The organism is Kribbella kalugense (genome assembly GCF_004365875.1).
Taxonomy (GTDB): Bacteria; Actinomycetota; Actinomycetes; order Propionibacteriales; family Kribbellaceae; genus Kribbella; species Kribbella kalugense.
On record NZ_SODF01000002.1, the window covers coordinates 25,298 to 49,018 of the forward strand.

23 protein-coding genes are annotated in these 23,721 nt (G+C 68.0%); 7 read left to right on the forward strand and 16 right to left on the reverse strand.

The annotated features are described in order from the left end of the window. The first annotated feature begins 150 nt into the window (after positions 1-150). Genes EV650_RS17620 through EV650_RS17630 form a run of 3 tightly spaced genes read left to right on the forward strand, consistent with a single transcriptional unit; the run spans position 151 to position 2,734 of the window. Entirely contained in the window at positions 151-747 is a 597-nt protein-coding gene (locus EV650_RS17620) for a peptidoglycan-binding domain-containing protein (protein WP_134120153.1), read from the forward strand. A 9-nt stretch (positions 748-756) separates the two neighbouring features. Then, on the forward strand, positions 757-1,908 hold the full coding sequence (locus EV650_RS17625) for a class I SAM-dependent methyltransferase (RefSeq protein WP_134120154.1): 1,152 nt from the start codon (positions 757-759) through the stop codon (positions 1,906-1,908). A gap of 25 nt (positions 1,909-1,933) precedes the next feature. Further along, positions 1,934-2,734: an AraC family transcriptional regulator gene (locus EV650_RS17630; RefSeq protein ID WP_134120155.1), complete on the forward strand. Its 801-nt coding sequence runs from the start codon at positions 1,934-1,936 to the stop codon at positions 2,732-2,734. A 168-nt stretch (positions 2,735-2,902) separates the two neighbouring features. Here EV650_RS17630 and EV650_RS17635 read toward each other — a convergent pair whose 3' ends face one another. From EV650_RS17635 to EV650_RS17680, 10 genes are all read right to left on the reverse strand, one after another. Further along, on the reverse strand, positions 2,903-3,664 hold the full coding sequence (locus EV650_RS17635) for a dienelactone hydrolase family protein (protein WP_134120156.1): 762 nt from the start codon (positions 3,662-3,664) through the stop codon (positions 2,903-2,905). Further along, positions 3,661-4,110 carry a GNAT family N-acetyltransferase gene (locus EV650_RS17640; RefSeq protein WP_134120157.1) on the reverse strand — a complete coding sequence of 150 codons (450 nt, stop codon included), beginning with the start codon at positions 4,108-4,110 and terminating at the stop codon, positions 3,661-3,663. The genes EV650_RS17635 and EV650_RS17640 overlap by 4 nt, the downstream gene beginning before the upstream one ends. Then, the gene (gene tsaD / locus EV650_RS17645) at positions 4,107-5,156 is read right to left on the reverse strand and encodes a tRNA (adenosine(37)-N6)-threonylcarbamoyltransferase complex transferase subunit TsaD (RefSeq protein ID WP_134120158.1); all 1,050 of its coding nucleotides are present in this window, start codon (positions 5,154-5,156) and stop codon (positions 4,107-4,109) included. The genes EV650_RS17640 and tsaD overlap by 4 nt, the downstream gene beginning before the upstream one ends. Then, complete coding sequence (locus tag EV650_RS17650) at positions 5,153-5,602, reverse strand: GNAT family N-acetyltransferase (protein ID WP_134120159.1); 450 nt, start codon at positions 5,600-5,602, stop codon at positions 5,153-5,155. The genes tsaD and EV650_RS17650 overlap by 4 nt, the downstream gene beginning before the upstream one ends. Beyond that, positions 5,599-6,264 (reverse strand): tRNA (adenosine(37)-N6)-threonylcarbamoyltransferase complex dimerization subunit type 1 TsaB, encoded by a 666-nt coding sequence (tsaB, locus tag EV650_RS17655; protein ID WP_134120160.1) that lies wholly within the window; start codon positions 6,262-6,264, stop codon positions 5,599-5,601. The genes EV650_RS17650 and tsaB overlap by 4 nt, the downstream gene beginning before the upstream one ends. A 1-nt stretch (position 6,265) precedes the next feature. After that, entirely contained in the window at positions 6,266-7,192 is a 927-nt protein-coding gene (gene tsaE, locus EV650_RS17660) for a tRNA (adenosine(37)-N6)-threonylcarbamoyltransferase complex ATPase subunit type 1 TsaE (protein WP_134120161.1), read from the reverse strand. Further along, positions 7,189-8,307, reverse strand: coding sequence for an alpha/beta fold hydrolase (locus tag EV650_RS17665; RefSeq protein ID WP_134120162.1), 1,119 nt, complete (start codon positions 8,305-8,307; stop codon positions 7,189-7,191). The genes tsaE and EV650_RS17665 overlap by 4 nt, the downstream gene beginning before the upstream one ends. Before the next feature lie 7 nt (positions 8,308-8,314). Then, positions 8,315-9,460 (reverse strand): alanine racemase, encoded by a 1,146-nt coding sequence (alr, locus tag EV650_RS17670; RefSeq protein WP_134120163.1) that lies wholly within the window; start codon positions 9,458-9,460, stop codon positions 8,315-8,317. A gap of 15 nt (positions 9,461-9,475) precedes the next feature. Further along, complete coding sequence (locus EV650_RS17675; RefSeq protein ID WP_238174292.1) at positions 9,476-10,117, reverse strand: HAD family hydrolase; 642 nt, start codon at positions 10,115-10,117, stop codon at positions 9,476-9,478. Between the two features lie 66 nt (positions 10,118-10,183). After that, positions 10,184-11,473: a GH12 family glycosyl hydrolase domain-containing protein gene (locus EV650_RS17680; RefSeq protein WP_134120165.1), complete on the reverse strand. Its 1,290-nt coding sequence runs from the start codon at positions 11,471-11,473 to the stop codon at positions 10,184-10,186. A gap of 220 nt (positions 11,474-11,693) precedes the next feature. On the opposite strand from EV650_RS17680, the gene EV650_RS17685 reads away from it, so the two are divergent. After that, positions 11,694-12,494 carry an META domain-containing protein gene (locus tag EV650_RS17685; protein ID WP_238174293.1) on the forward strand — a complete coding sequence of 267 codons (801 nt, stop codon included), beginning with the start codon at positions 11,694-11,696 and terminating at the stop codon, positions 12,492-12,494. Here EV650_RS17685 and EV650_RS17690 read toward each other — a convergent pair. Beyond that, the gene (locus EV650_RS17690) at positions 12,478-15,399 is read right to left on the reverse strand and encodes a PIG-L family deacetylase (protein WP_238174294.1); all 2,922 of its coding nucleotides are present in this window, start codon (positions 15,397-15,399) and stop codon (positions 12,478-12,480) included. The genes EV650_RS17685 and EV650_RS17690 overlap by 17 nt on opposite strands. A 477-nt stretch (positions 15,400-15,876) precedes the next feature. On the opposite strand from EV650_RS17690, the gene EV650_RS17695 reads away from it, so the two are divergent. Beyond that, the gene (locus EV650_RS17695; RefSeq protein ID WP_134120166.1) at positions 15,877-16,335 is read left to right on the forward strand and encodes a helix-turn-helix domain-containing protein; all 459 of its coding nucleotides are present in this window, start codon (positions 15,877-15,879) and stop codon (positions 16,333-16,335) included. Between the two features lie 83 nt (positions 16,336-16,418). Then, positions 16,419-16,757 carry a VapC50 family PIN domain-containing toxin gene (locus EV650_RS17700; protein ID WP_202874742.1) on the forward strand — a complete coding sequence of 113 codons (339 nt, stop codon included), beginning with the start codon at positions 16,419-16,421 and terminating at the stop codon, positions 16,755-16,757. Positions 16,758-16,857: 100 nt separating this feature from the next. On the opposite strand, the gene EV650_RS17705 is transcribed toward EV650_RS17700, so the two are convergent. The 4 genes from EV650_RS17705 to EV650_RS17720 are packed head-to-tail and all read right to left on the reverse strand — an operon-like array spanning position 16,858 to position 21,496. After that, positions 16,858-18,255, reverse strand: a complete 1,398-nt coding sequence (locus tag EV650_RS17705; RefSeq protein WP_134120167.1) for an NAD(P)H-hydrate dehydratase — start codon at positions 18,253-18,255, stop codon at positions 16,858-16,860. A gap of 2 nt (positions 18,256-18,257) precedes the next feature. Then, complete coding sequence (locus tag EV650_RS17710) at positions 18,258-18,608, reverse strand: holo-ACP synthase (protein WP_134120168.1); 351 nt, start codon at positions 18,606-18,608, stop codon at positions 18,258-18,260. A gap of 10 nt (positions 18,609-18,618) precedes the next feature. Then, positions 18,619-19,623, reverse strand: coding sequence for a LacI family DNA-binding transcriptional regulator (locus EV650_RS17715; RefSeq protein ID WP_238174295.1), 1,005 nt, complete (start codon positions 19,621-19,623; stop codon positions 18,619-18,621). Between the two features lie 31 nt (positions 19,624-19,654). After that, positions 19,655-21,496, reverse strand: a complete 1,842-nt coding sequence (locus EV650_RS17720; RefSeq protein WP_134120170.1) for an alpha-glucuronidase — start codon at positions 21,494-21,496, stop codon at positions 19,655-19,657. Positions 21,497-21,615: 119 nt separating this feature from the next. Between EV650_RS17720 and coaA the strand changes: the two genes are divergently transcribed. After that, on the forward strand, positions 21,616-22,569 hold the full coding sequence (gene coaA / locus EV650_RS17725; protein WP_134120171.1) for a type I pantothenate kinase: 954 nt from the start codon (positions 21,616-21,618) through the stop codon (positions 22,567-22,569). Here coaA and EV650_RS17730 read toward each other — a convergent pair. Beyond that, entirely contained in the window at positions 22,550-23,707 is a 1,158-nt protein-coding gene (locus EV650_RS17730) for an MFS transporter (RefSeq protein ID WP_134120172.1), read from the reverse strand. The genes coaA and EV650_RS17730 overlap by 20 nt on opposite strands. Between the last annotated feature and the right edge of the window lie 14 nt (positions 23,708-23,721).

Sequence of the window (23,721 nt, forward strand, 5' to 3'; positions counted from 1 at the left end):
TTAGCACTCGGTCAACTCGAGTGCCAAACGATTCTCAGCCTGAGACGCTCCGGACGGCAGTGACCGGCCGGGCACGGATCGTGGTCAAACGCTGGGCCGAACGGGGTCGGCCGTGGGACCGTTGCGTCAGTACGGGTCGGAGGAGGAGCCATGGCGTTCAAATTGCCGGCACTGCCCAAGCTGTCCGGCCGGACGATCGCAGTGCTGGCCGCGGTCGGCGCGGTGGCCGTCGGAGCCGTCGCCGCCAACGCCTCGAAGCAGGAGTCGCCAGCCGCCGGCGCACCCCCGGCCGCACCTGCTCCCAAGGCGCCGGCCGACCAGACCGCGTCCCACGACGCGACGGCCGCCGAGATGAAGGCAGCCGCCGCCCTGCCGCAGTGCCGGTCGGCCCGACTCGTACCGGTGAACCGCAGCTGGGGCATCCCGATGCCGTCGATCTACGCCAGCACCAGCACCACCTGCAACCTCATGTACGGCGACGATCCGTACCGCGGCTCCAATCGGTACGGCGAACCCGACACCGCCATCCAGGTCCTCCAGCGCAACCTGAACTTCTGCTACGCCACCAAGCTCGCCGTCGACGGCATCTACGGCAGCAACACCCGGGCGGCGGTCAAGCTGGTCCAGCGCAAGCATCACCTGGTCATTGACGGCATCTACGGCCCGAAGACTCGTTCCGCGATGAACTGGCGCCTCTACTCGATGGCAACCAGAAGCTGGAGCAGGAGCTGTTCCAGTCCCCTCTAGAGTTGCCGAGTGACAGTCACCGCGTTGCTCGACGGACCGGGCGCCGAAGTACTCGCGGCTGCCTGTGCTGACTATCACCCCGGTCGTGAGCTCCAACTCGTCGAAAAGCTCAGACGCCGGTACGACGCAACGCTTGTCACGACTGCGGTCACGCAGGCCGCACTGCGCCACCGAGCGGTCACCAAGTTCGGACCGGATGCCAGCCGGATGTTCTTCACGCCGGACGGGCTGGAGCAGTCCACCCGGACCACGGTGAGCACGCACCGAGCCGCACGCATCGCAGCCGCGCCGATCGGCACGATGGTCGATCTCGGCTGCGGCATCGGGGGCGACCTGATCGTCATGGCCCGCGCCGGCCTACGCGTCACCGGCGTCGAGCGCGACCCGGAGACGGCGGCCGCGGCACGTGCGAACCTGGCGGCGTTCGGTCTGCCGGGCGAGGTGCTGGTCGGCGATGCGGAGACCACCGACCTCACGCCGTACGACATGGTGTTCGCCGACCCGGCTCGGCGGGCGGATGGGCGACGGGTGTTCGACCACAACGCGTACTCGCCGCCCTGGTCGTTCGTACTGGAGGTGCTGAAGCGGACCGCGTGCGTGAAGGTGGCGCCCGGCATCCCGCATGACGCGATCCCCGACGGTGTGGAAGCGGAGTGGATCAGCGACGCCGGCGAGGTGAAGGAGGCTGCGTTGTGGTCCGGTGAGCTGTCCACAGGCGGCTCCCGGCGAGCCACGCTCCTGCCCAGCGGCGTCACCGTCACCGATGCACCGGACGCGGACACCGGTCCGGTCGGTCAGTACATCTACGAGCCCGATGGCGCAGTCGTGCGGGCCGGTCTGGTCACCGCGGTGGCCGCAGCGGTAGATGGCTGGCTTCTGGATCACCGGATCGCTTACGTCACTGCAGCGAAGTACGTCCCGACTCCGCTGGCTTCGGCGTACGAAGTGCTAGAAGAGCTTCCCTACAAGGAGAAAGCGCTGCGCTCGTGGGTCCGCACTCAGGGCATTGGGACGCTGGAGATCAAGAAGCGTGGCGTCGACCTCGATCCGGCCCAGCTGCGGAAGAAGCTCTCGCCGAAGGGCTCGGCGTCGGCGACGCTGATCATCACCCGGATCGGCCGCGACGCGGTGGCGTACTCCTGTCGTCGGATCACGTCCTGACCGCTCACGGGTAGAATCACAAGCTGTGCCCGTTGACCGCCAGCCTCTCCGCTCGGAACTCTTCCCGTCTGCGGGCGCGCATTACTGGGCATCCGGCGGCCTCAGCTCGGAGCACACCCACGACGAGGGGCACCTCGTGTACGCCGCACGGGGCGTGCTGGCCGTCCACACCGACCACGGCACCTCGATCGTTCCTGCCAACCGCCTCGCGTGGACCCCGGCCGGAGTCATGCACCAGCACCGCGCCCACGGCGAGACCGACATGCGGATCGTGTTCCTGTCGGCCTCACTGGCGCGCCTGGTCCCGGATCGTCCCGCCGTGTTCCTGGCGTCCGGCCTCGCCCGTGAAGTCGTCCTCGCTCTCACCAGCCCGCGCGATGACGACAGTGCCGCCCGCGCTCGCCTGCAGCGCGTCCTCGTCGACGAACTACATGAAGCCGCCGAGCAGCCGCTGCAACTGCCCGAGCCACGCGACGACCGGCTGCGAACGATCGCTCAGCTGCTCCACGAGAACCCGGCGGACAACACCTCACTGGCCGAGCTGGGCCGTACGGCGGGCGCCGGTGCTCGCACCCTTAGCCGGCTGTTCCACGACGAGCTCGGCATGACGTTCTACGAGTGGCGGACGCAGCTTCGGATCTACCACGCCCTCGTTCTACTAGCCGATGGCCACGACACGACGTACGTCGCGCACGCGTGCGGATGGGCGAACCCGAGCGGCTTCATCGCGGCCTTCACCGCGATCGTCGGAACCACTCCCGGTCGGCACTTGCGCTCGACGCATATTCGAACATATGATCGATCTCGCGAGCGGGTCTCCGGGTGACTCGCCGGCGGGCGAGGTGCTGCGTCCGCTGCTGCGCTCCCCCGGAGGCCCGCCACTAAGTTTTACTGTTCGTTCGACGGGGGCCGACCGTGATTCATCTGAGTACAGGAGTCTGGCAGTCAAACCGGTTGGCCGCTGACCGTTCGCCTGGGGAGCAAGCGGTGCGCACTACCCCCGGGCCTTTGCCACCTTGACCACCTGGAAGCGTTCCGTGACCGGGAGACGCAGGCGAGCCAGCGCGATCGACGCGACCGCGGCAGCCAGCGAAGACCTCCGCCCATACTGCGGAAGCGACTCGGTGCCGGCATCAATTGCGGGCGTGGAGTCCGACCGCGTGAGGGCGCTGGCTGTGAAGGTGGCGACCAGAGTGTTCCAGTCGGTGGCGCGGTGCAGCATGGGATGGGTCTCGTCCGTGAGCGCGTAGACGGTGACCGGGGTGCCGGCAGCGCGAAGGCGGTTGGCATACGCGGTGGTGGCGCGCGGGTCGGTGATGGTGTCGTCGGTCCCATGCGCGAACGTGACGGGCGCGCGGAGTTTGGTCAGCGGCTCGCCCTCCGGAAGCCAGGGAGCCAACGCCAGTACGCCGGCCACTCGGGGATGATCGCCCGCGGCAACCACTGCACGACCGCCCATCGAGTGACCGATCAGGACGACGCGGCGGATCACCGGCGGGAGTTCGTCAAGCACTGCACGCAGATCCACAGCAGGATCAGCCTCGGCGTTCCAGCCGCGGTACCGGTAGCGCATCAGACCGACCGCTGCGGTCGGTACGGCGTCCCGAGCGGCCGCCGCGAACGGCCACATGCGGAGGATGGGAGGGCGCCACAGCTCGGCGCTTTCCCGCGACTCCTCCATCCCGCCATGCGCCAGCAGGACCAGGTCGCTCGCCCCGGCCGGATTCCAGACCAGGTCCACCCCCGGCGAGGTCATGATCGGCCGTAGATGTCCGCGGGGCTCTTGCTGATGACCATCATCCGGCTCGGATCCGCCGGTTCGCTGAAGCCGTAAGACCGGTAGAGCTCATGCGCGTCCGCAGTCGCCAGCATGAAGCGTCGTACACCCTTCAAGTCCGGGTGATCGATCAGCGTCGACACCACGAACCGGCCCAGCCCGTGTCCCCGGGATTCCTCCAACACAAAGACATCCGCGAGCCAGGCGAAGGTCGCCCGGTCCGTGACCATCCGGGCAAAAGCGACCATCGACCCGTCGGCCGCATACACCCCGAGGTTCAGCGAACCCGCGATCGACTGGGCCACGACCTCCCGCGGAATCCCCGGCGCCCAGTACGACGTACTCAGGAAGCCGTGCACCACGTCGACATCGATGCGAGCCGCGTCGTCGTCCGCCTCGAACCCGTCCGGGCCAGTCCATCTCACTTGTTCAGTACCTCCGTGATCGGCATCGATGAATCGGCCGGCAGATCCAGCGGCGACGGCGCCCGACCGGCCCGCACGAGCTCCGAACCAAGCGCAGCAACCATCGCGCCGTTGTCCGTGCAGAGCCCAGGCCGCGGCACCCGTACGGCGATCCCCGCCGCAGTGCACCGCTCTTCCGCCATCGCCCGGAGCCGCGAGTTCGCCGCGACCCCGCCACCGATCAGCAGATGCTCGAACCCGCGATCCTTACAAGCGTCGATCGCCTTACGCGTGAGCACATCGCAAACCGCCTCCTGGAAGGCAGCCGCGACATGGTTCACCGGCACGTCCTCTCCGTCCCGGCGACGAGCCTCGACCCAGCGCGCGACCGCGGTCTTCAAACCAGAGAACGAGAAGTCGAACCGGTGCCGCTCCAGATCCCGCTGCGAGGTCAGCCCCCGCGGGAACTTCACGTACAGCCGGTCCCCGCCGTCACGCGCCGCCTTGTCGATATACGGCCCACCGGGGAACGGCAGCCCGAGCACCCGCGCGACCTTGTCGAACGCCTCGCCCGCCGCGTCGTCGATCGTGCTTCCCATCGGCACCACGCCGTCGGTGATGTCCTCGACCGACAGCAGCGACGAGTGCCCACCGGACACCAGCATCGCGACGCAGCCCTTCGGCAGATCACCGTGCTCCAGTGTGTCCACCGCGACATGAGCAGCCAGGTGATTCACGCCGTACAACGGCTTGTCGAGCGACAGCGCCAAACCCTTGGCCGCGGCAACGCCGACCAGCAACGCGCCGGCCAGACCAGGCCCGCTGGTCACCGCGACGGCGTCGACGTCGGTCGGTTTGATCCCGGCCGTCTCGCAAGCCCGGCGGATCGTCGGGACCATCGCCTCGAGGTGCGCCCGGCTGGCCACCTCGGGTACGACGCCGCCGAACCGCGCATGCTCCTCGACGCTGGATGCGATCGCGTCGGCGAGCAGCGTCTGCCCGCGGACGATCCCGACACCGGTCTCGTCGCACGACGTCTCGATCCCCAGAATCAGGGGCTCGTTCATTGTTCCTCCCGCCACCGCATGATCACCGCGTCCTCGCCGCCACCGTAGTACCCACGCCGCCGGCTGATCTGTTCGAAACCGAAACCCCGGTACAGCCCGACCGCCGATTCGTTGCTCGCAGCAACTTCTAGTAAGACCGTCCGGCCGGCGCACCGGGCCAGCGCCGCCGTCATCAACTGCCCGCCGATCCCGGTACCGCGCTCGGCCGGCGTCACCGCGATCCGCAGTACCTCGACCACGTCGAGCGCAACGGATGGCACCAGCAGTACGACGTACCCGACCACCGAACCCTCGTCGGCAACGAGGATCACGCGATCCTCAGCCAGCCGGTCGAACTCGTCTGTCCACGCGACCGTACTCCAGGCTTGAGACCCGAAGGACAGCGAGTCGAGCGCGACCAGCGCCGGCAGATCGTCGGTGACGGCAGCCCGAATGGCAGGTCTCACTTGGGCAGCACGCTCTTCGGCCCGCCGGACATTGTCACGTCCGGACGCCGCAGGTACAGCGGATCCGGTACGACGACCTCGAGCGTCCCGGTCGCCACTCCCTCAGCCAGCACCTCGGCCGACGGATACTCGGCGACGTCGTCGGTCGGCACTCCCAAGACCTCGCCATAAAGCACCGCACCCCGGCCGATCACCGGAAGACCGGACAGCACGTGCGCGACCTCGGCCGGCTTGTCGACCGCAGGTCCTTCCAGCCGTCGACGGCTGCCGTCCGCGGCCGGACCGTCGTACAGCGCCCAGTAGATCTCCTTGCGCCGCGCGTCCGTCGCGACCGCGACCGGCAACGACAGCGTCGACTGCCGCGCCAGGATGTCCAGGCTGCAGACCCCGGCGACCTCGATCCCCAGCACCTCGCCCATCGTCCGCGCCGTCACCAGCCCGACCCGCAATCCGGTGAACGGACCAGGCCCAACGCCGACGGCGATACGAGTCAGGTCGCGCGGCGTGATCTCCGCTGAAGCAAGCGCGGATGCGATCGCCGGCGCGAGCAACTCTCCGTGCCGCAAGGCGTCCACAGTTGTCGACGAGGCAACGATCTCGCCGGCCGGCGTAGCCAGTGCGACCGTGACGGCCGCGCTCGAGGTGTCAAAGGCAAGCAACATGTCAGCTCTTCTCCAGTACGGACACTCGAACGCCGGACGCGGCCCAGCGCGGACCCACCGGTGTGATCCGCAGCGCCCGGGTCTCGTCGGTGTCGTCGTCGCCACGGGTCACCACGACGTCCAGCCGGTCCGGCGCCAGCGCCTCGGCCAGCCCATGACCCCACTCGACCACCGTCACCGCCTCCTCGAGGCTCGCGTCCAGGTCAAGATCGTCGAGCTCGGCGAACCCACCGAGCCGATAAGCATCCACGTGCACCAGCGCCGGACCACTCGCCAGCGACGGATGCACCCGCGAGATCACGAACGTCGGCGACGTGATCGCACCGCGCACCTTCAACCCGGCCCCGAGGCCCTGTGTGAACGTGGTCTTCCCGGCACCGAGATCACCGGACAGCACGAGTACGTCGCCCGCCCGCAACTGCCCGGCCAGCTCCGCGCCGATCGCCTGCATGTCGTCCGCCGTCGGCACCGTCAACTCGACCGGCATTGCCTTGGCGTAGATCAGGTTGTGGTCCTGCTGCTCAACAACGGAGTACCCACGGCGTCGCCAGAACTCGACGGTGTCGGGCAGCTCGACCCGCGCGATCAGCTGGACCCGGCTCAGTCCCCGCTGTACTGCGACCTCCTCCGCGCACCCGACCATCGCGGACGCGACGCCGTGCCCCTGATGACGCGGATCGACCGAGACGCGGCGCAGGTTGAGTACGTCGCCGATCACCTCGAACAGCACGGCCCCGGCAGGTACGCCGTTGCTGCGAACCAGCAGCCCGCCGTGCTCAGCGATCGCGGCCGCCACCGTCGTCGCGTTCTCGGACAACGCGGTCGACGGCGGGTCGAGCACCCGCCGAGCGGAGAACGCATGATGAATGACCGCCACGATCTCGTCCACGTGGTCAGAGGTCGCGTCGACAACATGCAAGTCGGTCATGTGTGTCCCAAGGATTGTTCGGCTCGCTCGATCATGCCAAGGAGGGCCGCGGTGAATTCACGGTGGTGCTCGATCAGGCCGAGGTGGCCACAGTTCTTCACCTCGACCAGCTCGGCGCCGGGCACTCGGCGGACGATCTCCTCGGCGTGGGTGAACGGGGTCAGCTGATCCTTGTCGCCACCGACGACCACGCATTCGACCTTCTGCAACGGCTCGAGCGCATCGAACTTGTCGTGCTGCGAGAAGATCGGGTAGAACTCCGCGATCACCTCGATCGGAGTAGCCGCGATCATCTCGTTGACGAACTCGGTGAACGCCGGCGGCACCTCGGAGCCGAACGAGTACTTCCGGGTCAGCAGGTAGCTGATGTCCGAGCCGGCCTTCCGGCTGCGCTCGACCACGTCCGGGATCCGCGCCAGCGCGGCGACCGTCGGCGTCGCGAGAGACCGTGCGAGCATGCCGAGTTTCCCCGGGAACACGATCGGTACGCCGTCCAGCCCGCCCGCGCTGGTCGAGCACAGGCCGACGCCGATCACCCGGTCACCGAACAGCTCCGGGTGCTGCTCGGCCAGCGCCATGATCGTCATACCGCCCATCGAGTGACCGATCAGGATGACCGGACCGGTCGGCGCGAACCGCTCGATGATCCCGTACAGGTCCTTGCCGAGCTGGTCGATGCTGACGTGATCCTTCGGCGACCGCCCGGACCGTCCGTGCGAGCGGTGGTCGTAGAACACCATCGTGCCGATGCCGGCCAGGTCGCGGCGCTCGAAGTGCCAGGCGTCCATGTTCAGCCCGTAGCCGTGGGCGAAGATCACTGTCAGGTCCTCGGGCGGCAACGGCAGCTTGCGGCTGAACCGCCGCTTCGGCGGAGGCTCGGGTCGCCGCGACCGCTTCAGCTCATCGACCTCGACGTACAGCTCGACGCCGTCGTCGGCGGTGAAGATGTACGGCGTACCGCGCTGCGAGCCGAACGGCTCGGCCTCGAGTTGCTTGCGCTGACCCGATCGCCGGCCGATCACCTGCCGCTCGACCGCGACCCCGGCCGCGGCACCTGCGGCCAGCACACCGACCGCGGCTCCGATCAGACCGGCGGTCCGCCCTGCTTTGGACACGACCGGTCTACCTTTCGCTATCTACGTACCTGCGCGGGATCCGAGGGCCCAGGCGGGTGACGATCTCGTAGTTGATGGTGCCGGCCGCGTCGGCCCAGTCGTCCGCCGTCGGCTCACCGGAAGTACCCGGGCCGAACAGCACGACCTCATCCCCCGCGGCGGCCTGGTCGTCCTCGAGGTTGACCACGCACTGGTCCATGCAGATCCGGCCGACGACGGTACGACGCTTGCCGCCGGACTGGACCGGTGCTCCGTTCGAGGCGTGCCTCGGCAGACCATCGCCGTACCCGAGCGGGATCAGACCCAGCGTCGACGGCCGTGGCGCGGTCCAGGTCAGGCCGTACGAAACGCCCGCACCGGTCGGCACTCGCTTCACCATCGCGAGCCGCGCCCGCAGCGTCATCGCAGGGATCAGCCCGAGTTCGGACGACGGCAACGCATGCCCGAACGGCGACAAGCCGTACGTCGCCACGCCCGGACGGACCAGGTTGAAATGGGTCTCGGGTAACGCCAGCGTCGCCCCGGAGTTGGCCAGGTGCTTGAACTCGGCATCGATCCCGAACGACTCCGCAACCTCGATCGCCTCGGTGAACGTCGCCAACTGCGACTCGTTCACCGGACTCTTCGGCTCGTCGGACGACGCCAGATGCGACCAGATGCCCTTGATCTCGATCCGCCCGGACGCCTGCTCACGGACCGCGGCCCGGATCAACGCCGGCCATTCCTCCGGTACGGCGCCACCGCGCGACATCCCGGTGTCGATCTTGAGATGCACTCGCGCGGGACGGTCCGTCACGCCGGCGGCCAGCTCGTCGATCTCCCACGGCGCACCCGCGGACAGGTCGATCCCGGCCGCGATCGCGTCGGTCAGCGGCTCACCGGGCGTGGTCAGCCAGCAGAAGATCGGTCCGGTGTCACCGGCTTCGCGCAGAGCGAGTGCTTCCTCGAGCACCGCGGCGCCGATCCAGCCGGCTCCGGCCTCGCGGGCAGCGCGGGCGACCTGGACCATTCCGTGCCCGTACCCGTCGGCCTTGACCACAGTCATCACCTGGGCACCCTCGGCACGGCCACGCAGCGTGGCCACGTTGTGGCGGATCGCCGCTAGATCGACGACCGCCTCCGCGCGGACCGGGTGTGACTGAGGAGTAGACATGGTCCGTCCAGTGTCTCAGGCGCGATCGATGAGGTCCGCCAGGGCCGCCATGTCGTCGAAAACCGTGTTGGCATCGGAAAGTTTCGCCGGGTCGGTCATCCCGGCGTACCCGAAGACCTTCATCCCGGCCGCGACCGCCGCGGCGACACCGAGCGGGCTGTCCTCGATCACCAGACAACCGGCCGGTTTCACGCCCATCGAACCCGCCGCGTGCAGGAACAGATCGGGTGCGGGTTTGCCGTGAGCAACGTCCTCCGCGCTGAAGATCCGGCCCTCGAACCGGTCCAGGAATCCGACCGCGGTCAACGCCGTACGAATCCGCTGATGGGTGCCGGATGAGGCCAGGCAGTACGTGATGCCGCGGGCGTCCAGGTGGTCGAGGACAGCCTCGACACCCTTGATCGGCTGGAGGTGGGCGAACCCATCGAAGAGCTGTTGGTGGTACCGGTCCTCGAGGTCAGCCGGCAACGGCCGCCCGAGCTCTGCCTCAGTCTTCTGCCGCATCGAGGCCATCGAGCCGCCCATGAAGTCCCGCACGGCCTCCTCGAAGGTGTACGGCAGTCCGGCCTCGGTGAGCAGCCCGGCCAAGATGGTGTTGGCCAGCCGCTCGGAGTCCACCAGCACACCGTCGTTGTCGAAGATCACGAGTTCGATCACGTGAGAAACCCTAAGCGGCCACCGCATCGATGCGGTGGCCGCCGGGGTACGCGAGAGCGATCTGGGTCAGTTCTCCTGGATGGAGAAGTCGGTGAAGTTGAAGCGCTGCTTGGTGTTGCCGGTGGAGACGACCTCGACGCCGTAGTCGACCTGCCAGGTGGTCGCCTTCGGGGCCCAGCCGCGGGTGCTCATGTCGTTGAAGAAGCTGGCCAGCGGCATCGTGCCGGACTTCTGCGTCACCTGGGACACGTACGCGGTGTAGCCGTTCTCGTGCCACACGTCGTAGGTGAAGCCACCGAACGTCACGGTGCCCTTCTTATCGCCGGCCGGGGTCTGGCCCTTGTTGTCGGTCCAGATCATCAGCTCGTTGTTCAGGTCGTCACCGACCCAGATGTCGAACGCGACGTCGTACACACAGGCGGGGCAGTTGGCCGGCGTGCTCGCCGCGAACTTGGCCGACTGGATCTTCGACAGCGCGACGTTGTTGTAGTCCTTGTGCACGTTCGGGTACGCCTGGACGCCGTTGTCGCCCGGCTTCGGCTGGGTCACGTCGAGGAACCAGTTGTTGTAGTTGCAGGCGCTCAGCGTGTACGTGCCGTTGTCGTTGTTCCACATGTTGTTGTGGACGTAGTACGCACCGAAGTCCCGGCCGTCGCCCTGGTTGTCCGTCGACGTGGTGACGAACGACGGGTTGGTGCAGGTCGCGCTCGGGCTGCCGGTCGACGTGGGCGTCGTCGTGGTCGGCGGGGTCGTCGTGGTCGGCGGCTTGGTCGGCGTCGTCGTGGTGTGCGTCGGCGTCGCGGTCGGAGTCGTCGTGGTCGGCGGCTTCGTCGGGGTCGCCGTCGTGGTCGGCGTGACGGTCGGCTTCGGCGTGGTCGGAGTCGTCGTGGTCGGCGGCTTCGTCGGGGTCGCCGTCGTGGTCGGCGTGACGGTCGGCTTCGGCGTGGTCGGCTGCGACGCGACGGCCGTGAAGTCGTAGTGGACCGTGTAGGTCAGCTTGGTGCCGGCCCGGTACTTCTTGCCGTCGTAACGCAGTGCGCGCAGACGGTAGCTCTTGTCGGTGGTGCGGGTCGGGTCCACCGACACCATCGCCGGACCAGAGGCGGTCGCGGTGATCGCGACCGGCTTCTGGCCGAATCCGTGCAGGACCGTGCAGCCAGAGGACGCGTCCAGGACGCACGTCTCGACGCGTCCGACGCTGGGAAGTGCGGTAACCGTGCTGTCCGCGGCGGCCGCGGTCGAAACCGGCGAGTCCTTGGACGCGTGCACGACGATCGGTACGGCGACCAGACCGGCGAGCGCGAGAAAGACCGCTGGAATGACCACGCGGCTCCGGGCAGTTCGGATGGGGGGCATGCGAAGAGTTCCTTAGTGTGCTCGACGGACCGCCCTGCTGCCCCAGAACTCCAGTGCGGCCCTCAACTGTTCGATCGATTCCCCAGAGGGCCGGTTCCCCGGCCATGTCATGCGCTTCGCTCTCGCGTACGGCGGTGACGTTATCGAACCGTGATCAAGCCTGCCAACCCCCGGGACCAACTTAACGCAACGCGAACGTACCGCACGGCGTCCTCAGAGTGTGAGCAAACAGATGATCGCCCTCGCCGGAGCCAGTCTGCTGCTGTTCTCAGTTGCCGCCTGCGGCCACGACGCCGCGCCCGGGGCCGGGACTGCGACCGAGGCCACGCTGATCGGTAAGACGTTCCTGTCCAACGCTGTCACCGAGAACGGGAAGCCGAAGCAGCTCGCGCCGGGTACGCGGGTGCGGCTGCAGTTCACCGACGACGGAAAACTGGTCGCCGACGCCGGCTGCAACTCGATGCAGGCCAAGGTGTCAACGAACGACAGCAAACTCACGCTGGACAAGCAAATCACGCAGACCCTGATGGGCTGCCTCGGTCAACTGCAGTCGCAGGACGGCTGGCTGAGCGGCGTGCTCCGGGCCACGCCGAGCTGGAAGCTGGACGGCAGCAAGCTCGACCTCACCGCGGGCAGTACGACGATCTCACTGACCGACAAGAAGGTCGTCGAGCCCGATCTGTCCATCGACGGCACCAAGTGGGCGCTGTCCTCGGTGATCACCGGCCAGGCCGCGTCACACACGGCCGGTTCCGAGAAGGCGTGGCTGACGCTGAGCGGCGAACGCGTCACCGGCTCGACCGGTTGCAACGACTTCCAGGGCACGGTCGCGCGATCGACCGGCAAGCTCACGTTCGGTGAGCTTGCCACCACCCGCCGGGCCTGCGCCGGCGAGCCCGCGAAGCTGGAATCCCAACTGCTGAAGGGACTGAAGGGCGACGTGACCTACCAGGTCGACGGCTCGACCCTGAAGCTACGCTCCTCCTCCGGCGACGGTCTGGACTTCACCGCCCAACGTTGATGTCGAAGGCCTGCACCTCGTTCTTCGTCGTTTCGTAGGACACGAGCAGGTGGCCGTGGTCCTTCAGCTGCGTGCGTTGGGCCGCGGTCAGCGGGATCGTCCAGTGCTGGACCCCGCGGGTGATCGCTTGGGTGGCCTGCTTGACCAGGTGACCGCTCATGTCCGGCGACCACGGTGGCGTGGCGCCGTCGGTGATGGCACACGGTGTGAACCCGTAGTCCGGTGCCGGGTCCGTCGTACAGGACGTCGTCCAGACCGGGATCGCGGCCAACTGGCCGCTCGTCAGGAAGGCACGAGCCGTGCCGGATCCCTTCGACGAGGTGACCAGGTCGACCCCAGTCGGTCGGACGTGGCTGGACAGGATCTTCAGGTCGTCGGTCGGGACGCGCCCGGAGATCGGTACGCCGTTCCGCGCTGACTGGGCGATGGTCTGCGGCGACAGGGCGCCGTTCAGGTTCGGGTTCGAGACGTCCGGCGGCCCGGCCACGGTCGGGCGATCCGCGGGCGGGGCGTAGCCGGGCAGGGTGGCGAGTCCCCAGCGGTACGGGTCGGACTGCACGGACCCGAGCGCCGACCAAGCGAGTCGCGTGCTCATGTCGATGTGCCGCAACGTCGTCGTACCGGGTGCTGAGGTGTCGTCGTTGTCGTACGGCGTGATGTTCAGACCGAGCCGGGACGGGTCGACGGCGGCCGGGAGGTCGGCCATCGGGATCTTCACCTCGAGGTCATAACCGCCACCGGCGTACGCGTGCGGCACCGTGGTCTCGTTGCTCCCGACCCACTGTGCGGTCGAGGCGACCTGGACGCCGGGCGCGTTGCCGGTGTCGAGCGCGCCGCTGGAGTAGCCCTGGTGGTTGTCCGCGTCGCGTTCCCAGCACGGGCCGCCGCTCTGGCTGAACGGGAAGATGCCGAGCTTGAACGTGTTCGCGGTGTCCATCAGCGCTTCGGACGAGTTGCCGCGCGGGTCGAGCAGGATCTCGACCGAGTCGGCTTGCCAGTGACCGACACATTCGGCCGGCGTCACGGCGTACGACTGGTAGTCGTCGCGGACGTGGACGAAGAAGTACAGCGCGTCGTTCGACCAGCTGACCTTCGCCGTACTGCCTTCTCCTGTTGACGAAACGCCACAGTCGTCCACGCCGGTGCAGGTTGTCGCGCCCTGCCAGATCCGGCCGAGGTCGAGCGTCGGGCCCGGGTACTCACCCGGATCCGCCTTGCCGTCGACGACCGGAGTCGCCTGCGGAATGACCGTCGTCGGGACCAGCGTAAGCGTCAGCGTTTCACTACCGGTCGCGGTGCGGATCGGGATGTTCACGTTCTGCTGGGCGGGCAGGGTCGTATCGGTGTTGGTGAGCTTGAACGTGACGGTCACGTCCGCGCCGGGTGCGACGTCGTACGGCTTGGACGCCGCGTCGAGGGTGAAGTCGGCCGGGACGTCGAGTGAGACCGCTCCGGTCTGTTGCTTCGTCGACCAGTTGTGCACGACAACGGGTACGTCGATGGTCTGGCCGATGCCCATCGACTGGATCGCCTGCGACCGGCCGAGACGGTCAGCCTGCGGCGCGGTGTTCTGCAGCCACTCGTCGTACTCCTGCCAGTTGCCCCAGCGCTGGAAGCGTCCCTCGGCGGCGGCGACGATGCGTACGACGTTGTCCGTGTAGCCGGACGCGTGCTTGGTCGTGTAGAGCGCCGAGACCTTCGCGTTCTGGTCGACCGTTGCGTTGGCGGCCGGGGTGACGTTGAAGGTGATGTCGGCGCTCGATCCGGACTTCACCGACTTCGGTCCATCGGTGGTCCAACCCGCCGGAACGGTCAGCGCTACGTTGCCTTTGGCAAGCTTTCCGCGCAGGTGCAGGGTCGCCTGGAAGGGCTCGCCGGCGACGTTGTAGAACCGGGAGAAGGTGAGGTACTCGAGCGTTCCCAGCGGCAGTCCGCCGGGGTCGGGTTTGGTCGCACCGAACAGGATCGCGTCGTCACGACCGGCCGATGGATTGCTGTTCGGCTGGAACGGTACGAACGATTCCGTCATCCCGAACCGTGGACAGGCCGGGACCGAAACCCCCTTGTACATAACGCGACTCTGCGTCGGGTACGCCGACCGGCCCTCATCCGAGACCTGCTGCCAGATCTTCGGCGTACCAGTGGTCTGCCCTTGCGAGTTCCCCGCCGGCCACTTGTACGGCGAGTTGTAGCCGGTCCACACGCCCGCGACGGTGTCGACGCCGGTAGGCGTGAACCCGGTGGTGCAGTTCGCGGCCGTCGTCGTACCTCCGGTGCCCGTCGTACTGCCGCCGGAGAAGACCTTCTTCACCTGCCAGGTGCTGAGCGCGTGCGGCCCCTTCAGCTGCTCGGGGAACATGGTCGGATCGGCGGCCGCGATGACACCTTCCCAGATCAGCCGTCCGGCCTGCTGGTGGTTGCCGTGCCCGGCGGCCAGCGTCGGCGTGAACCCGATGTAGACCTCGGGCTGCGTCTCGCGGATCACCCGCGTGACCCGGCGTAGCGTCTCCTGCTCGTCCCAGAAGTACTGCGTCAGCGGCGCGCTCTGGTTGTAGAAGAAGTCGACCCGGTCGAGGTTGTAGATGTCGACCGTGCCGGACCGGTAGTGCGCGACCCGGTCCTCGTTCTCCCGGCGCAGGCCGAGGTCGGGACCGAGCTCGTTGCCGGCCGCGTTCCCGCCACCCTCACCGCGGGTCACCATGATCACGCCGCACTTGGTGCCGTACAGCTGATGCCAGACCCCACACGGCCCGATGAAACTCGTGTCGTCGTCGGGATGGGCCCACTCCCCCATCACGTCGATCTTCGTTTGTCGATCAGCTACGTACGGCTTCGTCGTCGCCACCGCCGGTATCGGCAAGACAGCGAGCAGGACAAGGACCATGAACCCCACGAATCGCTTCACGTGCACACTCCAAAGGCGGCGGAGGCAGCAGCATCCCCAGTCCTACGTCCGAGAAGGTAGACCGCGCAACAGGAATCGCGCGCCTGCGGTCAGCCCCCGCGTGCTCCGCAGCCGCTACTTCGTCGCTCCGCTCCTCAACGCGCCCACTACGCCCGCTCCCACCCACCCCCCGGCTGCCGCCGGTGCATCCCTTCCGGCTGTCGCCGGACCTTCGGCTGGCGCCGGGCCTTCCGGCTGTCGCCGGGACCTGCGGGCTGTCGCCCTCCCCCTGCGCGCTGGCGCGCGTGCGACTGCGTCGGCGAGGCGCCTGCTCGTAGATAGCTGAATGGATCGAGCCGTTCACCCACGACCGACCTCTGCCCCGACGGAACTCGTGCTCGGCAAACCCTCATCGACGTGTTGCGTTTGCTTCGTTTATTGCGGATACTGCGGTTATGGATCGTTGATGAGTGCCGGCGGTCTATAGGAGGAGCAACTATGAGTCCCGCAGATCATGCCCCGGTACGCCCGGACGCCACCGAGGTCGAGGCGGCCGGCGTTGCGATGCGCCGTGTCAAGAAATACCTGTCCACCCACGCTGATGAGCGCGATATCCGGGTGGTGGTTGGTGGGGATCCAGACGACACTCTGTCTCTGCCGCGAGGTGCTGTGGAGCTTCTCGCGCGGATTCTTGCGCACATGGCCGCCGGCCAAGGTGTGTCGGTGGTCCCTGCCCACGCCGAGCTCACGACTCAGCAGGCGGCCGATCTGCTGAACGTCTCCAGGCCCTACCTCATCGGCCTGCTGGATGCAGGCGAGATCGAGTACCGGAAGGTGGGGAAGCATCGCCGCGTGCGCGCAGCCTCCCTGATGGATTACAAGCGCAAGGACGACCACGAACGCCGCGAAATCGCCGACGAACTGACAGAGCTCAACCAGGACATGGGTCTGTACTGACGTGCCATTCATCGTCGTCTACGACGCCAACGTTCTCTATCCGAACAGCCTGCGCGACCTACTCATCCGAGTCGCACAGGCCGGTGCGCGTCACCGGTTATGAGCCGCTGATCGAGGTGCTCGACCTGCCTGACGCCAACGACCGACATGTACTCGCCGCCGCGATCAAAGCCAACGCGCAAGTGATCGTTACGGAGAACACGAAGGACTTCCCGTCTGCGAAGTTGGCGTCCTGGAATGTCGAGGCGAAGAGCGCGGACGACTTCGTCCTCGACCTGATCGACCTGAATCAGCAGGCGGTCTATGCACAGGTCCAGCGCATGGCCGACGCGTGGAGGAACCCGCCTGGCACCGTCGAGGACGTTCTCGACTCCCTTGAGCACATCGGCCTGATCGGAACCGCCGCAGCCCTACGAGCCTGATCCCGAAGACGGGCCCGGATGCTCTGATCGGGCGTACCAGCTTCGCCACAGCTGGCGCGACTGATTCTGCGGACGCTTGGTGGGTCTGCGTGCCTGTCGGTCAGCCGCGCAGCAAGTAGCGCGTGGCTTCCGGTAGAGCGGCCGCGACAGACATCGCGGTGATTGGGCCTGAGGAGGAGGCTAGGTTGGCGGCCGCCGCGTGCAGGTATGCACCGACGCTGCCCGCATCCAGGGGCGACAATCCGCCGGCTAGGAGAGAGCCGCAGAGGCCGGCTAGGACGTCGCCGGCTCCTGCGGTGGCTAGCCAGGGGGTGGCGTTCAGGTTCACCCGGACCTGGCCGTCCGGACTGGCGATCACCGTCGTCGCACCTTTGAGCAGGATGGTCACGTCGAACCGCTCGGCCGCGAGCCGCGCGTACTTCAACCGCTCGGCTTCTACGGTCGCGCGATCGACGTCCAGCAGTCGGGCGAGCTCACCAGCGTGCGGAGTTGCGAGTACGTCGACGTGGTCGCCGGCGTCGTCCAAGGCCTTCAGGCCGTCGGCGTCGAGGACTACGGGCTCCTCGGCGTCGAGGAGTTCGCGGATGAGGGGGATGTCCAGCTCGTCGCCCAAGCCCGAGCCGATCGCCCACGCCTGCACGCGGCCGTTGCCGGCGACGATCTCGGGATGGGCGGCGCGGACCGCTTCGGCGACGGTGTCTGGGCCGACGTACCGGACCATGCCGACCGGTCCGCCAAGGGCACCGGAGGCGGCGATGACGGCGGCGCCGGGGTACTGCGTGGAGCCGACCATCAGACCGAGTACGCCGCGGGAGTACTTGTCGGACTCGCCATGCGGGACTGGGTAGAGGTTGCGGATGTCCGCGGCTTGGAGGGACTCGACCGCGGCGGGTGGGAGGTCCAGGCCGATGTCGACGAGGTGGACCGGGCCGCAGGCGGTCGCGGCGGGGTCGATGAAGTGGCAGATCTTGTGGGTGCCGAACGTGACGGTGAGGGCCGCGTTGACGTGCGGCTCGGGCGTCTCGCCGGTGTCGACGTCGACGCCGGACGGGGTGTCCACGGCGACGATCGGTACGTCGTACTGCTCGGCGAGCTGGACTGCCGCCAGAGCGTCGGGGCGGAGGCCGGGGCGGCCGCCGATGCCGACGATCCCATCGACGACCAGGTCGGCGGTCGGGATGTCATCAGTGGATCCCACCCGTCCGCCAGATGTCTTCAATGCCTGGAGACCGAGTTCGTGGACCTTGGATGAGAGCAGTACGGCGGTCACCTGCGCGCCACGCCGGGCGAGGCGGGCACCGGCGTACAGGGCGTCGCCGCCGTTGTCGCCGGATCCGATCAGCAGGACCACGCGGGCGCCGTACGTGCTGCCGAGGAAGTTGCTGATGGCAACCGCCAGGCCGGTCGCGGCGCGCTGCATCAGCGTGCCTTCGGGCAGGCGTGCCATCAGGTCGGCCTCGGCGGCGCGGACCTGTTCGACGGTGTGCGCGCGACGCATGGTCAGCCCTCCAGGATCACCACGGCCGAGGCGATGCCCGCGTCGTGGCTGAGCGACAGGTGCAGGTTCTGGACCCCGAGCCGGGACGCCTGCGCCGCCACGGTCCCGCTGATCTCCAGCCAGGGCCGGCCGGTCTCGTCGGTCTGTACTTCGGCGTCGTGCCAGTGCATACCCGCGGGGGCGCCGAGCGCCTTCGCCAGCGCCTCTTTGGCGGCGAAGCGGGCCGCCAGCGAGGCCGGCGGTTTGACCGCCTCCAACGGCGTGAACACCCGCTCCCGCAAACTCGGTGTCCGTTCCAGCGTGCGCATGAACCGATCCACGTCGACCACATCGATACCCACGCCGACGATCATGCGGGCCAGCCTAACCCTGAGGTCCGACGGTGGATTGGCGGACTCGGATTTCGACAGCGAGGTCCAGCCGGAGCGCGGCGGGAGTCTGGCCGCGGGCGAGGTCGAGGACGACGCGGGTGGCCAGCTCGGCCATCCGGTGCAGGGGCTGGTGGATGGTGGTCAGGGCCGGCGTGACCCATTCCGCCAGCGGCAGGTCGTCGTACCCGATCACCGAGAGGTCGCGCGGGATGTCCAGACCGAGTTCGCGCGCGGCCTGGTAGACACCGAGGGCCTGCATGTCGCTACCGGCGAAGATCGCGGTCGGGCGGTCCGGCAGGTTCAGGAGGGCGAGCGCCTCGCGGTAACCGCCTCCGACCTCGAAGTCGCCGTACCGGATCAGCCCGGGATCGACCTCGATGCCGGTCGACCGCAACGCGTCGGTGTAGCCGTCCACCCGCTGGCGCGAGCAGAGCGTGTCGACCGGTCCGCCGATCATCCCGATCCGGGTGTGCCCGAGGGTCCGCAGATGCGCCGTCGCCATCCGCCCGCCGTTCCAGTTCGCCGAGCCGATCGACGGTACGTCGTCACCCACGTCCCCGACCGGATCGACCACCACGAACGGGATCCGCCGCGCCTCCAGCTGCGCCCGCTGATCGGCGTCCAGGTCGGAGAACACCATGATCACACCGAGCGGACGCCGGTTCAGCACCGACTCGATCCACTCCTGCCGCGGCCGCAGCGCCCCACCGCACTCGGACAGCACCAGCTCGACACCTTCGGCACGGGCGACCTCTTCGACCCCGCGGATCAGCTCCATCGCCCACTCGCCGCCGAGCTGGTTGAAGACCAGGTCGATCATCGGACTGGCCGACGTCCCCGAGCCGCGCCGCCGGTACCCGTGCTGCTGGATCAGGCTCTCGATCCGGGCCCGGGTCTCCTCGGCCACGTCCGCGCGCCCGTTCAGCACCTTGGAGACGGTCGGCGCCGACACCCCGGCCTGCTCCGCAATTTTCGCAATGGTCGGCCGCTCACCCACGACGCCTCCAGGCTCGAAACTTTCGGCCAGACTACCGATGAATCGTCCGGCCGTGTGCATCCGGTACGCCGCTGAGCCGGTAGAAGAACGTGTTCACCTGGTCGCGCCACTCGCGCGCGTTCGCCAGTTGCGCCTCGAACCGGTCGGTGATGTTCTCCCGCACGACCGGCTCGAACCGCTCGGAGATGACTCGCCACCGCGCGACCATCGCCTCCACCTCGGCGTACCCCTGGAAGTGCGTGTCGTAGATGTGTTGCAGCACTGTGCTGCCGTTCTGCAACACGTGGTCATAGGCAACGTGATGGAAGAAGAGCAGCAGCTCGTCAGGACAGGTGTTGACGTCCTCGTACATGCCGGCGAGCGGCTCCGGATACTGCCCGGTGAACCCGGATCCGGTCTTCACGGTCCGGTCCACACCGACGCCGTACCGATCCGCGAAGTGGTACGTCCCCCAGGCCGAGTACTCGTACCCGTTGACGCTCGGACCGTAGTGCGTCGTCGGCATCACCATGTAGCCAACGCCCAGCGGCGCCGTGTAGCGCTCGTACGTCCGCCACGACCCGGACATGATCGTGACCAGCTCACTCCTGGTCCGGTCGTCCATCGCGAACGTCGCCGCCACCCACTCGTGCAGCAGGCTGACCGGGTCGGCGGCCGGATCCCAAGCCAACCGACCGAATGCGTAGAGGTTGCTCTGGGCAAGTTTGTGACCGGTCCAGTTGGGGTCGTCACCAACGTTGGACACGGCAACGATCGCACCGATGCGGTCGGCAACAGTTGCCCCGCCGCCACCGGACGTGTCGAACTGCAGGATCTCCCGCCACCACGGCCCGAGATAGCACAGGTCCTTCTGCTGGCCGGAGTACTCCTGCGTCACCTGCAACTCGAGCGCGAACGCGGTCTCCTGCAACTCCCCGAGCAACGGCGACATCGCCTCCCGGACCTGGAAGTCCAACGGCCCGTGCTTGACCTGCAGTACGACGTTCTCCTCGAACCGCCCGTCCAGCGGGATGAACTGGTCGTACGCCGCACGCGCCCGGTCCGTCAGCCGATGCCTCCAGTCATGACCCTGCTCGCCGCCGGAACCCCGCCAGAACAAGGTCCCGCCGTACGGCGCCAGTGCGCGAGCAAGCAGATTCGCACTCTCGGCATGCGGCGGCCGACCCGTCCGCACGACGAGCCCGCCGAAGTCCGGTACGGCGTCGTACACGCGGCCGACCATGGTCGACCACCAGCGGGCGACCCGCTCGTCCGACGGGTCGTCGGTGAACTCGACCACCAGGCTGACCGCGATCCCGTACTCGCGGAACACCGAAGCCAGCCGCGCCACATCCGGCAGCTCGGCGTTCGCGAAGGAGACCGCGTTGATCCCGATCGACGCCAGCAACCGCGCGTACGCACGGACCCTGGTCAGATCGGGCACCACACCGCCGTCGCGCAAGAATATCGATCCACCCGAGTAGCCGCGCTCGACCGAGCCGGACAGCTGATCGGTGTGATCCAGCATCCGGATCGGCACGGCCGGCTGCTCGACGACGGTGAAGTCACCGCTCATCCACTCGAAGTACCGGAGCACGTAGAAGTAGCCGTACAGCAGTCCGTGACCGCCCTCCGCCGCGACGACAAGATCGTTGCCGCGTCGCACCACTACGAACCCCTCGACCCCGAGTCCGTGCTCGGGTACGGCGGCCTCGACCTCACGCCACAAAGGGGTTTCGCGCACCCGCGTCAAGGTGCACACGGCAACTTGTACGTCGGTACGGACGCGGCGGATCTGCCGGAGCTCCGCGCGGATCGTCTGGGCGAGCGCTCCCGAGGCATGCACGGTCACCTCGGGCAGCTGCTGGGTACCGAGCCAGGCGTGATCGGTCATCGGGCGATGATTTTCGCACACCAGCCGGTCACCGAAACTTTCGAACGTGGTCCAGTTGAGACGAAGGCCACGTCGGCCCGGTGTGGGTGCATTCCGCGCCGGTGGGAAGAATGGGCCACATGCTGCAGCCGTCACGGGAGGTGACTCCCTACACCGAGCTCGACCGGGCCACCTGGGCGCAACTGGCCGAGAGCACGGTCTCCCCGCTGACGGCGGACGAGGTCGAGCGGCTGCGCGGTCTCGGTGACGAGATCGACATGGACGAGGTCCGCGAGGTGTACCTGCCGCTGTCGCGGATCCTCTCGCTGTACGTCCGGCACGCCCGCGCCCTGCACGCGGACACCGAGAGCTTCCTCGGCAAACCGGCCGCGACCCGCACCCCGTTCGTGATCGGCATCGGCGGATCGGTTGCCGTCGGCAAGTCCACCACCGCCCGCCTGCTGCGCGAGTTGCTGGCCCGCTGGCCCGAGCATCCTCGAGTCGCGCTCGTCACCACCGACGGCTTCCTCTGGCCGAACGCCGAGCTCGAACGCCGGAATCTCATGCAACGCAAGGGTTTCCCGGAGTCCTACGACCGCAAGTCGCTACTGCGTTTCGTGGTCGAAGTGAAGTCCGGCATGGACGCGGTCGAGGCGCCGGTCTACTCCCACCTCCACTACGACCGGATGACCGACGTACGGACGACTGTCGAGCAGCCCGACATCCTGCTGCTGGAGGGCCTGAACGTCCTGCAACCGGCGCCCCGGCACGCGGACGGCAAGAGCGGCCTCGCGGTCAGCGATTTCTTCGACTTCTCCGTGTACGTCGATGCCGCCGCCGACGACGTCCGCTCCTGGTACGTGGCCCGCTTCCTCAAGCTGTGGGAGACGGCCTTCCGCAACCCGGAGTCGTACTTCGTCCGGTACGGCGAGCTGAGCCGCGACGAGGCGATCAAGAAGGCCGAGTCGCTCTGGGACGGCATCAACGGCCCGAACCTGCGCGAAAACATCCTCCCCACCCGCTCCCGCGCGACCCTGGTCCTCCGCAAGGGCCCGGACCACGCCGTCCGCTGGGTCAGGTTAAGGAAGCTCTGACCGCAGGTACGACGGCCAGCGCGACGACCGCGGCGGTCAGGGCGAAGGCGATCGGGAACCCGGTGCCGCCGACGATCGCACCGAAGACGAGCGCGCCGGCTCCCCAACCGCCGTCGTACGCGAGGTTCCACAGGGCGCTGACCTGGCCGTAGCGGGAGCGGTCGACGCGGTTGTACATCAGGGTGAGAGTGAGGTTCTGCGCGGCACCGAAGCCGATGCCGAAGCAGGCCGAGCCGAGCAGGATGGCGAGCGGGCTAGGCAGGAACACGAGCGAACCGGCGCCGACCGCAGCGAGGATGAGAGCTGGTGCGAGCAGCTTCGCGGGACCCATGCGATCGGCGTAGCGACCGGCCAGCCAGCGCGCAGCCGGTGCCGCGATCGCCTGCAGTAGAAGGGCTGTCGCGACGAGCGAGTGCTTGTCACCGGCAACGGCCAGCGGCAGGAAGGTGACGCTGATGCCAGCGGCAACAGTCACGGCGGCGAAGACCAGAGTCGGCATCAGCAGGCCGCTCTTCCGCACTCCACCGAGCACCTTGACGTGCTGTTCCTCGGTGCTGACCTGGTCCGGCAGACCGGCCAGGGCGATGAGTCCGGCGAGTGAAGCGACGGCTGCGAGGACGAACAGTGCGCCGAAGCCGATCACGTTGGTCAGGTAGACGCCGAGCGGCAGACCGATGACCGCGGGTACGCCGACTGCCACGCCGTACACGCCTAGCGCCTCGCCGCGGCGGGTCGACGGGGTGAGGTCGGCGACCAGCGCGACCGCGCCGACGACCAGGATCGCGAGGCCGGCTCCGCGGACGATGCAGACCGCGAGCACGACTGGCAGCGAAGCGGAGGCGAGCAGGACCAGCGAGGGTGCGCCGAGGAGGACCAGGCCGAGTCCGAGGACGACCCGGTAGCCCCAGCGGGCCAGCATCCGGGGCACGAGCAGCTCGACGGCGACGGCAGAGAACATCATCGCGGCGGTGGACAGCCCGGCGCCAACTCCGCCCGAGCCGTTCGCGGCCAGGTACAGCGGGACGACCGAGGTCAGCAGATACATGCTGAGCCCGGACCCGAACACCATCGCCAGCAGCCGTCCGAACCGGCCGGTCAGCAGGGGTTCGGTTGTCGCAATCTCGCAGATGGTGGTCATGTGAACCACGGTAG

Coding starts and splice junctions, on each gene's coding strand:
- EV650_RS17620 (WP_134120153.1), top strand. CDS start 151: ATGGCGTTCAAATTGCCGGCACTGCCCAAGCTGTCCGGCCGGACGATC.
- EV650_RS17635 (WP_134120156.1), bottom strand. CDS start 3,664: ATGACCTCGCCGGGGGTGGACCTGGTCTGGAATCCGGCCGGGGCGAGC.
- tsaD (WP_134120158.1), bottom strand. CDS start 5,156: ATGAACGAGCCCCTGATTCTGGGGATCGAGACGTCGTGCGACGAGACC.
- tsaB (WP_134120160.1), bottom strand. CDS start 6,264: ATGTTGCTTGCCTTTGACACCTCGAGCGCGGCCGTCACGGTCGCACTG.
- tsaE (WP_134120161.1), bottom strand. CDS start 7,192: ATGACCGACTTGCATGTTGTCGACGCGACCTCTGACCACGTGGACGAG.
- alr (WP_134120163.1), bottom strand. CDS start 9,460: ATGTCTACTCCTCAGTCACACCCGGTCCGCGCGGAGGCGGTCGTCGAT.
- EV650_RS17680 (WP_134120165.1), bottom strand. CDS start 11,473: ATGCCCCCCATCCGAACTGCCCGGAGCCGCGTGGTCATTCCAGCGGTC.
- EV650_RS17695 (WP_134120166.1), top strand. CDS start 15,877: ATGAGTCCCGCAGATCATGCCCCGGTACGCCCGGACGCCACCGAGGTC.
- EV650_RS17705 (WP_134120167.1), bottom strand. CDS start 18,255: ATGCGTCGCGCGCACACCGTCGAACAGGTCCGCGCCGCCGAGGCCGAC.
- EV650_RS17710 (WP_134120168.1), bottom strand. CDS start 18,608: ATGATCGTCGGCGTGGGTATCGATGTGGTCGACGTGGATCGGTTCATG.
- EV650_RS17720 (WP_134120170.1), bottom strand. CDS start 21,496: ATGACCGATCACGCCTGGCTCGGTACCCAGCAGCTGCCCGAGGTGACC.
- coaA (WP_134120171.1), top strand. CDS start 21,616: ATGCTGCAGCCGTCACGGGAGGTGACTCCCTACACCGAGCTCGACCGG.
- EV650_RS17730 (WP_134120172.1), bottom strand. CDS start 23,707: ATGACCACCATCTGCGAGATTGCGACAACCGAACCCCTGCTGACCGGC.